This window comes from Gemmatimonadaceae bacterium (assembly GCA_035606695.1).
Taxonomy (GTDB): domain Bacteria; phylum Gemmatimonadota; class Gemmatimonadetes; order Gemmatimonadales; family Gemmatimonadaceae; genus JAQBQB01.
This window is the reverse complement of record DATNEW010000001.1, coordinates 83853-97198: the sequence shown is the minus strand read 5'-3', so window position 1 is coordinate 97198 and position 13346 is coordinate 83853. Positions and strand designations below refer to the sequence as shown.

Annotated in this window: 9 protein-coding genes; 7 read left to right on the top strand and 2 right to left on the bottom strand. The window is 64.9% G+C overall.

The window, feature by feature from the left end:
• The first annotated feature begins 107 nt into the window (after nucleotides 1-107).
• The 4 genes from VN706_00415 to VN706_00400 all read left to right on the top strand — a co-directional run bounded on the left by VN706_00415 (nucleotide 108) and on the right by VN706_00400 (nucleotide 8904).
• Nucleotides 108-2990, top strand: a complete 2883-nt coding sequence (locus VN706_00415) for a BTAD domain-containing putative transcriptional regulator (GenBank protein HXT14058.1) — start codon at nucleotides 108-110, stop codon at nucleotides 2988-2990.
• A gap of 707 nt (nucleotides 2991-3697) precedes the next feature.
• A complete protein-coding gene (locus tag VN706_00410) occupies nucleotides 3698-7003 on the top strand; it encodes a SusC/RagA family TonB-linked outer membrane protein (GenBank protein HXT14057.1) in 3306 nt (1101 codons plus the stop codon).
• Between the two features lie 19 nt (nucleotides 7004-7022).
• Entirely contained in the window at nucleotides 7023-8381 is a 1359-nt protein-coding gene (locus VN706_00405) for a SusD/RagB family nutrient-binding outer membrane lipoprotein (GenBank protein HXT14056.1), read from the top strand.
• Between the two features lie 82 nt (nucleotides 8382-8463).
• Nucleotides 8464-8904: a hypothetical protein gene (locus VN706_00400; protein HXT14055.1), complete on the top strand. Its 441-nt coding sequence runs from the start codon at nucleotides 8464-8466 to the stop codon at nucleotides 8902-8904.
• Between the two features lie 34 nt (nucleotides 8905-8938).
• Here the strand turns inward: VN706_00400 and VN706_00395 are convergent, their stop codons facing one another.
• Nucleotides 8939-9322 carry a hypothetical protein gene (locus tag VN706_00395; protein HXT14054.1) on the bottom strand — a complete coding sequence of 128 codons (384 nt, stop codon included), beginning with the start codon at nucleotides 9320-9322 and terminating at the stop codon, nucleotides 8939-8941.
• Between the two features lie 69 nt (nucleotides 9323-9391).
• A complete protein-coding gene (locus VN706_00390; protein ID HXT14053.1) occupies nucleotides 9392-10201 on the bottom strand; it encodes a DUF4097 family beta strand repeat-containing protein in 810 nt (269 codons plus the stop codon).
• A gap of 139 nt (nucleotides 10202-10340) precedes the next feature.
• Here VN706_00390 and VN706_00385 point away from each other — a divergent pair, with 139 nt between their 5' ends.
• From VN706_00385 to VN706_00375, 3 genes are all read left to right on the top strand, one after another.
• Nucleotides 10341-11741: a M20/M25/M40 family metallo-hydrolase gene (locus VN706_00385; protein HXT14052.1), complete on the top strand. Its 1401-nt coding sequence runs from the start codon at nucleotides 10341-10343 to the stop codon at nucleotides 11739-11741.
• Between the two features lie 123 nt (nucleotides 11742-11864).
• Entirely contained in the window at nucleotides 11865-12119 is a 255-nt protein-coding gene (locus VN706_00380; GenBank protein HXT14051.1) for an acyl carrier protein, read from the top strand.
• Between the two features lie 30 nt (nucleotides 12120-12149).
• A complete protein-coding gene (locus VN706_00375; GenBank protein ID HXT14050.1) occupies nucleotides 12150-13346 on the top strand; it encodes an acyl-CoA dehydrogenase family protein in 1197 nt (398 codons plus the stop codon).

The following is a 13346-nucleotide window of genomic DNA, read 5'->3' as shown; positions in this document are numbered from 1 at the left end:
TGTGGGTAGTACGCCTGGACGATTGAAGCGAGGTTGCGTTCCGCCCGTTTGTACGACCATTTATAGCCAGCCGGTCTCAGATCAGGATCAGAAGTCGACTTCGCCGCATGATTCTCCGCCTCCATACACTCGGAAGTGTGTACCTGACCCGTGACGGCGAGTTGCTGTCGGGGGCGGCCGGGCAGCGGCGGTTGCTCGCCGTTCTCGCGGTGCTCGCTTGCGTTGGCGAACGCGGCATTTCACGCGACAAGCTGCTTGCGGTGTTGTGGAGCGACGGGGATCCCGACCGAACACGCCACGCACTTACTCAATCGCTGTACCATATACGAAAAGCGCTCGGCTCGGAGCGAATCTTTCTTAATGGGAGCGACCTCCGGGTAAACCCCGACATCCTCTCGTCGGACGTCGGGGAATTCCGCACAGCGATCGATGACGGCCGATTGGCCGACGCCGTGGAGCTGTACGCGGGTCCATTCCTCGACGGCTTCTACCTCACCGGCGAGTCAGAGTTCGAGTTCTGGCTGACGGCGGAACGCGATCGGCTCTCGCGCCAATTTTCCGAGGCGCTGGAGGTGTTGGCGAAGGAGGCTATGGAGCGCGGTGATGTCGCGAACGAGCTCCGGTGGCGCACCCGCCTCGCCGATCACGATCCATTGAGCGCACCCGCGTGCGCGGCGCTCATGCGCTGTCTCATGGCGTCGGGAGACGCAGGGGCGGCGATGTTGCGCGCGCGCTCGTACGAGCAGCGACTACGGTCCGAGCTCGAGCTTGCACCGGACCGTGCCGTCGCGGAGCTCGTCGAGACCATCCGACGCGCCGCGCTGCGGCACGAGGTCGAACGGATCAGCGCGGAAGCGAGCGTGCGCACGGGCACCGGTGAGAATGTCGACGTCCAGCTCGATGTGGATGTGGGCGATCAAAACAGTGCTTCGCCTGTCGGCGTTGATCTGCGCGATACCGCGCGCATCGTGCGCTCCGCGCGACATCGCCGCCGGCGCTGGCAGATCGGGTTTGCCGCGGCGTTGATCGCCGTCGTGGCCGCGGCGCGGGCCGCCGCATCGCGTATCGCGAACGATCGCGAAGCGCTGCGACGCGCGACGATTGCCGTGAGCCCGTTCCGCGTGCGATCGTCGAGCGCGTCGGCTGCCTATTTGCGCGAAGCGCTGCTCGATCTGTTGCCGACGCGAATCGGCGAGGCCGATCGCAAGCGCACCGCCGATCCGGCGCACGTGCTCCAGGTGTGGCGCGCCGCCGCATCGGCCGACAGCCTGGTGTCGCCGAGTGCGGCGGCGCGCGTCGCCGGACGGCTTGGCGCCGGCGAGATCGTGATCGGTTCGATCGACGATGCACCGACTGGCCTCGTCGTCCATGCGTCCGTGATCGACGCCGACACGCGGCGCGTGAAAGTCACGGCCAGCGTCGCCGCGAACACCGACAGCCTGATCGCGATCACCGACCGATTGATCACGGGTTTGATCGTTCCGGAATCCGGCGACCGAACGCTCGCGCTCGCCGGTGCGCGCACGACGTCGCCGCGCGCGGTCCGCGCGTATCTCAGCGCGCGCGCCGCATATCGCCGCGCCGACTACGACGCGGCGATGAGCGCGTACGCGCAGGCCCTCTCCGAGGATCAGGGCTTCGCCATCGCGGCGCTCGGTCTCGCGATCGCGGCCGATCGCGTGAACGCCGCGGAACAGCACGATCGGGGCGTGGCGATCGCGTGGGCGAAGCAGGACGATCTGTCGGTGAGCGATCGCGCGTTTCTGCGCGCGTTCGCCGGTCCGCGATATCCGCAGCCTTCGTCCGCCGCTGAAGTGCTCGATGCCTGGGGCGATGCGGTGCGCGTCGCGCCGGATCGCGCGGAGAGCTGGTTTCAGCTCGGTGAAAGCTTCTACTACGACGGGGACCTCCTCGGCATGCACGACGCGCTCGATCGGTCGGAGCAGGCGTTTCGCCGCGCGCTCGCGCTCGATGCGTCGTTCTCGCCGGCGCGCCGCATGTTGACCTTGCTGCTGGCGCGTCGAGGCGATGTCGCGGCGTTGCGTACGCTGCTCGCGACGCAGCCGCCGGCCGACACGGCGGACGCGCTCGCGGTGTTCGTGCGCTGGCGCGTCGCGAAGGCGCTCGATGACTCGCGCGCGTTGTCGCGCGTGCGGAGCGCGCTGGACGACGCACCGAACGGCGCCTTGCGCGCGATCGCGATGACGAGTCAGTTCGACGGCGTGTCGACGCGGGACGGCGATCGGGCGATCGAGATTCTCCGCCGTCGGCCGTTGAGCGACGCGGAGCTCGTGGATCTCACGCTCGCGCGCCACAGCCGCGCGTTGAATGCCGGCGACTTCGATGCGGCGCTGACGATCACCGGCGAGCTGGGATCGTATCAACCGTCGTTGCATCCGCATCTGCGGCTGCGTGTCCTCGATGCGCTCTATTCGAAGGGCAATCGTGTCGCGGCGCGCGAGGCGGCGAATGCGTTGCAACGGCTCACCGCCGGCGCGCGGCCCGCGACGGGCGCGGACAGCGCGGTGCGGATGGCCGATGAGTGCGTGCTCGGGCAGTGGGCGATCGCGCAGCACGATACCGCGGCGGCGAGGCGGGTCGTCGCGCCGTTGCGCGCGGCGGCGGTCTCGCGGTATCCGGTGCCGGTCGGCGCGAATCCGCTGACGTGCGCGGAGCTCCTGGAGACGTCGCTCGCGGTCGAAGCCCGCGGGAAGGGCGCGGCCGAGCGGCTGGCCCATATGGATTCTCTCATGCTCAGCGGGCCGGCGGTCGGGGACGCGATGCGGTATGCGAATCTCGTCGTAGCGCGCGAGTATCAGCGGCTCGGCGACCCGCGCCGCGGGCTGGCGGCGTTGCAGCGGCGGTCGTTCATGCGGGGGTGGCCTCGCTATCGGGCGACGGGATTGCAGCTGCAGATCGACCTGGCCTTGGCGGCCGGGGACACGGCGACGGCGCGGTCGGCGAAGCAGCGCCTCGAAGCGACGCGCTAAGGCAATACGCGAAAGCGGCGCGCTAAAGCTGCGCGCTAAAGCGGCACGCAAAGGCGACGCGCCATAGCGGCGCGCTAACGCGACGCGCCAAGGCGACACCCTCAATAGACGTTCGTGGGACGAATCGAGTGCTGGCGGCATCGCGCGACTGTGCGGTGAACCAGATTCGTGGCGCGCGTGTCATATCAGGATTAAGGAATCGACATCAGCGATTCGTCAGTAGATATCAGCGTCGTGTGAAGATTGGATACATTATGCGCCAGGAAATTGTGAACTTTCTGGTGACGAATTGGGAGCACATCGGGTTTATTCGGTGACGCGGCTCACTGGGCCCGCGCGTTCGCGATTGCTCTCCGTTCGAAGTCCGTCCGAAGCCGGACCCAATCGATGGACCACACTCCAGCCGTGTGACGCGCGTTCGAGCGTTCTGAGGATCGCCATCGAACGGCAGCGAAAGACCGACAACTGAGGCCGTGTCGTGCCCGGCCGTAAGCCGGGCCTGCAGGCGTAGCCGCAGTCTCGGTCGCAGTTCTGTCGCAGTTCTGGTCGCAGCAAATCGTTGCAATCCGCACGAGCGGAGGTAACGGGCAGTAACGCGCAGAATCACGCAGCAATACGTGGTGTCCTCGCCGCGGTGGCGCATCGGCTCGTCCCACGCGTCCCGTCGGCCCATTGTTTCACAAGCCAATTGGCTCGCTGGAGGAGGCATGGCACTCTCGTTCCGCCGTATCCTCGTCTGTCTAGGCATGCTGGCGCTGGTTCCCGGGCTCGCCGCCGCGCAAGACGCCGCGGTCATCTCGGGACGCGTCACGGGTGAAGGCAATACCGGCCTGGCTGGCGTTACGATCTCGCTCACGGAGTTGGGCCTCGGCGCGTTGTCGCGCGACGACGGCTCCTACTCGCTGACGGTACCGGGCATTCGCGTCAACCGGCAGACCGTGACATTGACCGCGCGCCGAGTCGGCTACAAGCCGAAGAGCGTGCGGATCACGGTCAATCCGGGCTCGACGACGCAGGACTTCCTCCTCGAAGCGAATCCGCTCCAACTGGGTGAAGTGGTCATCACGGGGGCCGGCACGGCGACGGAAGTCGAGAAACTCGGCAACGTGCGCAACGCCGTGTCGCCGGACCTCATCGTCAAGTCGAACGAGCCGAACATCGTCGAAGCGCTGGCGGGGAAGGCGCCGAACGTCGTCGTCTCGCAGTCGTCCGGTGATCCGGGCGCCGGGTCGAAGATCACGATCCGCGGCTTGCGCACGTTGAACGGTGACGTGCAGCCCCTGTTCATCATCGACGGCGTGCCGGTGAACAACACCACGTTTTCGACGACGAACTTCAACCCGATCGACGCTGGTTCCACGACGGGCGTCGGCGGTCAGGACGTCGGCGGCGAGCTCGAAGGCACGTCCGCGCCGAACAGCATGATCGACATCAACCCGGCGGACATCGAGAACGTCGAGATCCTGAAAGGTGCGGCGGCGGCGGCCATCTACGGCGCGCGCGCGGCCAACGGCGTCATTCTGATCACGACGAAGAAGGGGCGCTCGGGTGCGACGCGGTACTCGCTCCGCAGCTCGGGCTCGAACGACGAAGTGACGCGCAAGGAGCCGCTGCAGACGGGCTTCGGCAAGGGCGCGTTCGGCAAGTTCAACAACGCGAGCCTTCGCAGCTGGGGCGCGCCGGTCAGCGGCCAGACCTTCGACCATGCGAGCGAAGCGTTCGACACCGGCCACATTCTCGACAACACGCTGAGCGTCTCGGGCGGCAACGATCGCACGACGTTCTATCTGTCGGGGAACTACAATCACAACGAAGGCGTGTTCGTTGGCCCGAACAACTTCTTCAATCGGTCCACCGCGCGGTTGAACGCCAGCCATCATCTGACGGACGGCTTCACGGTCGGCGGCAACTTTTCGTTCGCGGACACGCGCGGGCACATGACGCAGCGCGGCAACAACGTGAACGGTCTGCTGCTGGGCCTGTTCCGCACGCCGCCCGACTTCAACAACCTGCCGTTCCTCAACCCGATCACCGGCCTGCATCGTTCGTACAACGTCGACGGCAGCGATCCGGCAAGCGCGGGTCAGACGCGCATCTTCAACAACCCGTTCTATACGTTGTATGAAGAGTTGAACGATCAAAAGTCGAACCGCTCGTACGGCAACATCAATGCGGAGTACATCGCGACCGGCTGGCTGAAGTTCAACTACACGCTGGGCGCCGACTACTCGCAGGACGAGCGCCTCGAGGGATGTCCGGCGGAGTGCTCGGACGTCGCCGCGGGTGGGCGCGTGACGGAAGGCCGCATCACCGATTACCAGCTCGATCACAACCTCACCAGTACGGCGAACTGGCACCTGTCGAACGATTTCGCCGGCACGGTGACGCTCGGCCAGAATTTGAACTCGCGCAACTACCGCACGTTCTCGGTCGTGGGCCGCACGTTGATCGCGCCGCAGCCCTTCAGCATTCTCAACACGCTGACGCGCGATCCGCCGAGTGATTTCCAGACGCAGATTCACAACGAGTCGTACTTCGGGCAGGCGACGTTCGACGTCTACAATCAACTGTTCCTGACCGGAGCACTGCGCGACGACGGCTCGACGACGTTCGGCCGCGACAACACGCGCAGCCTGTTCCCGAAGGCGAGTGCGGCGTGGACGTTCACGAATGCGTACAAGCCGAGCTTCCTGACGTTTGGCAAGCTGCGTCTGTCGTATGGTGAAGCGGGCCAGGAACCACAGCCGTATTTGACCTCGGCGACGTTCAGCGGAACGAACCTCGTTGGCTCGATCGCGCAGGGCACCGGGTTTACGCCGACCCAGAGCGGATTCGGCGGACTGTTCACCAGCTTCACGAAGCCGGCAACGACGCTCAAACCCGAGCGCACGAAGGAGACGGAAGCGGGCTTCGACGTCGGCTTCTGGGGTGAGAAGGCCGATCTGAGCGCGACGTGGTACAAATCGAAGACGTCCGACGTGATTCTCGTGCTGCCGATCGCGCCGTCGACGGGATTCTCCAGTGAAGCGAAGAACGGCGGCGTGTTCTCGAACAGCGGCACGGAGCTGTCGCTCAACCTGCGTCCGCTCACGCGCCCGAACTATTCGTGGGACGTCGGTCTTGGGTGGGGCAACAACAAGTCGAACGTCGACGCGCTGTCGGGCGCGCAGTTCCTGCTCACCGACAACGTGCTGATCCAGACGGTGGCGCAGGTCGGCCAGCCGTTGGGCGTCATTCGGAGCCTGGGCTGGGTGCGCTGCGGACTGAGCGCGAACGACGCGATCCCGGGCGTGGATCTGTCGCAGTTCTGCGCGGGCAAGCCGAAGGGCACGCTGTACATCGACGACGGCACGCACGATGGCTGCGGCGATTCGTTCATGCCGTGCGTCGACAACACCGAGCGCATCATCGGCAACCCGAATCCCAAGTGGACAGGCAACGCGCACTCGAGCTTCCGGTATCGCAAGTGGGAGTTCTCGGGTCTCGTGGATATCAAGAAGGGCGGCGACGTCTGGAACGGCACCAAGGGCGCGCTGTACAGCTACGGCACGGCGGGCGATACGCGCGTTCGCGCGACGTGCACCGGCGCTGCAACGGCGACGTGCACGGGCAATCTCAAGGCGTTCGGCGAGTCGGATTTCTATCCGGGGCCAGTGACCGGTCCGGGCGCCGGCCAGGCGTTCCCGGTCGGTGAGAACTGGTATCGCACGAACAATCTCGCGGCGTGCCCGTTCACCGGGATCGACGATCCGTGCATCGAGGACGGCGGCTACGTGAAGCTGCGCGAGCTGTCGGTGGGCTACACGTTCGATCAGCCGTGGGTGGCGCGGTCGCTTGGCATGAACAGCGTCGAACTGCGCGTGGCCGGACGTAACCTCAAGACCTGGACCAAGTACACCGGCCTCGATCCGGAAACCACCGTCGGTGGTGCGACCTCGCGCGTCGGTGGCACGGACTACTTCAATCTCCCGCTCACGCGCTCGTTCGTCGTGACCGTGAACCTCAACCGCTGACCCCGACATGAATATCCTCATGAGGAAATCATCAATCGCGGCCGCGGCGCTGTGCCTGACGGTGCTCGGCGGCTGTTCGGATTTTCTGAATTCGGAGAAGGCCGTGGCGGATCCGAACGCGCCGACTGTGGCCAACACGAATCAGCTGTTCATCGGCGACCTGACGAACATCTTCGCCAATGAAGAAGGGCCGGTGGAGATGCTCATCTGCGAATGGATGCAGCAGTGCGCCGGGATCAACGGCCGCTTCGTGGACACGCAGGGTACGTATACGATCGACGCGTCGACGTTCGACACGCCGTTCCAGAACATTTACAACGGCGGCGGGTTGATCGGACTCCGCGCGGTCGAATCGCGCGCGGACGCGTCGGGCGACAAGCTGTACAAGGGCATTGCCGAAGTGCTCGAGGCGATGGACATCACCTTCGCCGCGGACATCTGGGGCGACATTCCCTATGCGGACGCAGTCGGCAGTACGGTAACGCCGGCGTTCGAGCCGCAGATGCAGGTGTATACCGACGTCCTCGCGTTGCTGGACAAGGCGATCGCCGACATTGGCGCCGGAGGAACCGGTCCAGGCGCGTTCGATCTGGTCTACGGCGGAAACGGCGCCAACTGGATTGAAGCCGCGCACACGCTCAAGGCGCGCATCTATTTGCATCAAGTCGAAAAGCTCGGCAACGCGCAGTACACGAACGCGCTGACCGAGGCGCGGAAGGGGATCAGCGCGCCCGCTCACGACTGGAAGACCGCACACACGGGTGCGACGTCCGAGCGCAACATGTGGGCGCAGTTCCAGACCTCGTCGTTCGGCAACGATCTCGTCGCCGGTTCGGTGCTCGTGAATCTCATGAAGGCGCAGAAGGATCCGCGTCTCGCGGACTACTTCGGCCCGAACGCCGACGGTGGATTCGGTGGCTACGACGTCACCACCGGATCGACTCCGGCGGATTCGATCTCACACCTGGTCGGCGCCGGACGCGTGACGGACGATTTCGCGCAGCCGGTCATCACCTACGACGAGACGCAGCTGATCATCGCCGAAGCCGCCTTCCAGACGGGCGACAAGGCATCGGCCGCGACGGCGTTCAACAACGTGCGCACGGAGTTGGGCAAGGCGACCATCGCGTCGGGCGCGCTCACGTTGAACGACATCATGACCGAGAAGTACATCTCGCTGTATCAGAACCCTGAAGTCTGGAATGACTACAAGCGCACGTGTCTGCCGGCGCTCAAGCCTGCGCGCTCGAAGTCGAGAATTCCGGGGCGCATCTTCTACGGCCTCACGGAAGAGCAGACGAACCCGAACACGCCGGCCAGCTCGGCGCAGAACCTCTTCACCGTTCGGAACGCGAACGATCCGAACGCCTGTAGCTGAGTCGTAACGATGACGCCCGGCCGGTACGATCGTACCGGCCGGGCGCGTCATGTTCACCCTGTTTCATCCTGCTTCATCTATCATGTCACGACGTCTGATGATCGCGCCGCTGCTGCTCGCCGGCGCCTGTTATGGATACTATCCGGTCGACGGACCGTCTCCCGTCGGCCACGAGATGCAGCTCAATCTCACGGATTCGGGAGCCGTTGCGCTCTCGCGACAGATCGGTCCCGCGGCGCAGACCGTTTCGGGGCGTGTGACGCGCGACTCGGCGAACACCCTGATCGTTTCGCTGGAGAGCGTTACGTTGCGCGACGGCACGGACACGCCATACAAGGGCGAACACCTGTCGGTTGGGCGGCCGTTGATCGCCAGCATGGCGGAGCGTCGCTTTTCACGCGCGCGGACGATTCTGTTCACCGGTGCGACGATCGTCGCGCTCGTGGCGGCGCGGCAGGCGTTTCAGGGAAGCGGCGCGAGCAGCGGAGGGAGCGGATTGCCGAACGGCACTGGAGCGAAGTAAACCACTCTGCCGGCTTCGCGGCGCGTTCAGTAGTTCAATGAATCTCGTAGTGCGACCGCGCGAGATCGTCCTCGAGCGTCCACTCGAGCACGTCCCCGGCGACGAGATGCAGCGTCTCGGTCTTCACCTCGGTGGGTGAACCGATGGGATCCGCCAACAGTACGAGCTCGTTGGCGGCGTAGCGCCGGAGATGCAGCTTGAACGACGTTGTTCCCGCGGCGGTCACCTCGCCAATTCGGTCGCGATGGCCCTGAGCGACGTTGTAGATCACGACGTTCAGACGGTGGTGACTGACCACGGACAGCGTGACGGCGTCCGAGTCGTCCTCTTCGATCGCTGGATCGTGCCGTGGATGACACGCCGGCAGCAGCGCGAGAACGAGTAAACTCAAAAGAATGTGGCGGCGCGTGCGAGGCATGCCTAGCTAATAGCCTCTTCGCGCGGGGCAGGCAAGTGCGCCTGCCCGCGCGCGGTGCCGCGATGCGCGTCAGCGACGCGAGATCGAGACGCCGCCGTTGGTCGTCATGGCGCGGATCGTCGCGCCGCCGCCGCCAATTTGCGTCGACAGCCGGCGCGTCAACGCACCCTGGACGGTCACGGGGAAGTCGATGTTCATGTGGCCGTTCGTCGTGCCCGTCTCGAGCTGCGCCGAGTAGTTCGCCGGCAGGTAGACCTTCACGCCGCCGTTCGTCGTCGTGACGTCGAGCCCCGCGCCCTGCCAGCGATCGCCATTCAGGTCGGCGCTGATGCCGCCGTTCATCGTCACGCCGTGCACGTCGCCGTTGACGTTCGAGAGGCTCAATCCGCCGTTGACGGTTCGCAAATCCATCCTGGATTCGATGCCGTCGACTGCCAAGCCGCCGTTCATCGCGGTCAACGTCAGATCGGTGTGCCGCGGCGCGTAGACTTCGTAGCTCACCGACCACGATTGACGATGGCCCGTGTCGGGCCCGTCGGACCGCACCTCGCTGCCGTTGGTCAGGATGTTGACCGCTTTCGCGATCCCTTGTGCCTCGGCTTGCGACTCGGCCTGCGCCTGGATCATCGCGACGACCTGGATGCCCGGCTGATCCCAGCCGTGCACGGTGATTCCGCCATTCTCGCGCCCGTCGACGTTGAGGGCACGCCCCGCGGGCAACGTGAAGTTGCGGACCTCGCAGAAACGCTCCTCGTCGCCGCCGTTGTTGTGGCAGTTGTCGAGGAACCGAGCGGCGTGGCCGGACTGCGCCGCGGCTATCGATGCGGCAGATACTACGGAGGTTGCGATCAAACAGGAGGTAATCACGAGTCGGCGCATGATGAATTCCCTCGGGGCGGGCGTGGGGCGGCCGCGAAGTTCGGCCGCTAGTACTGACACCGGGCGCGCATGGATGGTTGGGAGATCACTCGCGTATATTCCCGCCACCTCACTCCACAACATCCTTACATCCTTACACATGCGACTGAGTCACGCGGTACGAATCGCTGCGGTTTCTGTCACGTTCTCCGGCACCCTATCACACGCCGCAGCGGCACAGACGGACATCAACGCCGCCGTTCGATCGAACGCGGATCGCCTCGTTCAGGCGGCGCTCGCCGACACGGCGGCATACGATCGTCTCTCGATTCTCACCGATCGCTTCGGCCATCGCCTGAGCGGCTCGAAGTCGCTCGAGGATGCGCTCGACTGGATCCTGGCCGAGATGCGGCGCGATGGTTTGTCGAACGTGCGCGGCGAGCCGGCGATGGTCCCGCACTGGGTACGGGGCGACGAATCCGCCGAGCTCGTGAGTCCACGCAGCGTGCCGCTGCACATGCTCGGACTCGGCATGAGCGTCGGAACGCCGGCGGGTGGGATCACGGCGCCGGTGCTGGTGGTGGACAGCTTCGAGGATCTCGAGCGCCACGCGAGCGAAGCGAAAGGCAAGATCGTGCTGTTCGATCATCCATTCCCGCCTGACAAGCCGGGCCTGGATGGCTATCGCGAGGCCGTCGTGTATCGCGGCGGCGCACCAGCGGCCGCGGCGAAGGCCGGCGCCGTCGCGACGTTCATTCGATCGATCTCGTCGTTCTCGATTCAGAATCCTCATACGGGCTCGACGCGGTACGACTCGACCGTGGCGAAGATTCCCGCTGCGGCCATCAGCATCGAGGACGCGGAGATGCTGCACCGCATGCAGCGGCATGGCGAGCGCCTCATCGTCACGTTGAAAATGGGCGCACACCAGCTTCCCGACGCGCCGTCGCGCAACGCGGTGGCCGAACTGCGCGGCAGCGAGCGGCCCGATGAAGTCGTCGTGCTCGGCGGCCACATCGATTCGTGGGATGTGGGCGAGGGCGCGATGGACGACGGCGGCTGCAGCGTCGCCGCGTGGGAAGCGGTACGTCTAATGAAAGAGCTGGGCATTCGTCCAAAGCGTACCGTGCGCGTGGTGCTGTGGACGAACGAAGAGAACGGTGGACGCGGCGGGCGAGCGTATCGAGATGCGCATGCTGCCGAGCTCGCGAAGCACGACGTCGCGATGGAATGCGACAACGGCGTCTTTCGTCCGAACGGCGTTCGCTTTCAAGGAACGGCCGCCGGCCTGGCATTCATGAAGCCCGTTGGTGCGTTACTCGAGCGCATCGGCGCGACGCGCGTGATCGAAGGGGAAGGCGAGGCCGATGTTGGACCGATTCTGCAACGCGGCGTTCCCGGCTTGTCGCTCGACGTCGACGACACGAAGTATTTCTGGTATCACCATTCGTGGGGCGACATGATGACCGTGATCGATCGCGCCGACTTTCAAAAATGCATCGCCACCATGGCTGTGTTCGCGTATGCGCTCGCCGACCTGGATCAGACGGTGCCCCGATAAACGAGTGGCGCACGTCGTGCGTTATGTCACACGCATGACGTATCACGTTGAACCCAGCTGAACCTGAAAGCCTTCGTCGCGCGAAGATCGCCCGACGAGGGCTTTTCGTCGTGGAGGCAGTGGATGCACGCGGAAAAAGTACGAGAGATCGTCGGCCAGCACGGACGACTCGCCGCGCCGATCGCGAATCTCAGCGATGACAGCGATCTGTACAGCGCCGGTCTGACGTCGCTCGCGACGGTCGGGCTGATGCTCGCGCTCGAGGACGCGTTCGACGTCGAGTTTCCCGATTCGATGTTGAGCCGAAAGACCTTCGGCAGCATTGCGTCGTTGGCTGACGCGATCCGGCAACTCACGGACAAGCAGGCGGTCGCCTGATACGGCCGCTTGGGCGGCGGGGAGCAACACATGAGCACGATGTTGGAGCGTGAAGCACGCGGTGCGGTGGTCGACGTCGATCGCTTGTTGGATCGTGTCCACGAGATCGGGCGCGATGTCATTCAACCGGCCGCATCATCGGTCGACAGTTGCGCGCGCTTTCCTCAGGAAGGCATCGATGCACTCCGAGAGCTCAAGCTGTTGAGCGCCTACGTCCCGGAGGAATTCGGTGGAATGGGACTGAGCGTCATCGACATCGGTCGCATCTGCGAAGCGCTCGGCCAGTACTGTGGATCGACGGCGATGGTGTTCGCGATGCACCAGATCCAGGCGGCGTGCATCGTTCATCACGGCCAGCAGTCGCCGTACTTCGAACAGTATCTGCGCGATCTCGTCGACGAGCAGTGGCTCATCGCGTCGGCGACGACGGAGCTCGGCGTGGGAGGCGATTTGCGCTCGAGCATCTGCGCATTGGAGGCGGAAGCCGACGGCTTCCGCCTTACGAAGAAGGCGCCGGTCATTTCGTACGGCGAGCACGCGGACCAGATCCTCGTGACGTGCCGCCGCGCGCCGGATGCGCCGGCGAGCGATCAGGTACACGTGATGATCTGGAAGGAAGATTATTCGCTCGAGCCGATCTCGTCGTGGGACACGCTCGGCTTCCGTGGAACGTGCAGCTCGGGATTCGTCGTGACGGCGACGGGGAAAACCGAGCAGGTGCTGCCCGCGCCGTTCGCCGACATCCTGAGTCAGACGATGCATCCTTTCTCGCACATCGTGTGGGCGTCGCTGTGGCTTGGCATCGCGAGCGACGCGGTGAATCGCGCGCGCGCGTATGTGCGGGGCGAGGCGCGCAAGAATCCGCAGATGCCGCCGACGTCGAGCTTGCGGCTCGCCGAGGTCGACATCGTGCTGCACGGCATGCGCAACAATGTCACGACCGCGGTGAACGACTACCATCGTCTGCTCGCCGGCAATGACAGTGAAGCGTTTCGAAACTTCGGGTTCGCGATTCGGACGAACAACCTCAAGCTCTCGAGCTCGCAGCTGATCGTCGACATCGTCGGCCGCGCGATGCTCATCTGCGGCATCAACGGCTACCGCAACGATTCCAAGTACGCGCTGGGCCGCCATCTTCGCGACGCGTACGGCGCGGCATTGATGGTCAACAACGATCGCATCGCGAATCACAACGCGACGATGCTGCTCGCGTTGCGAGAGGCATAA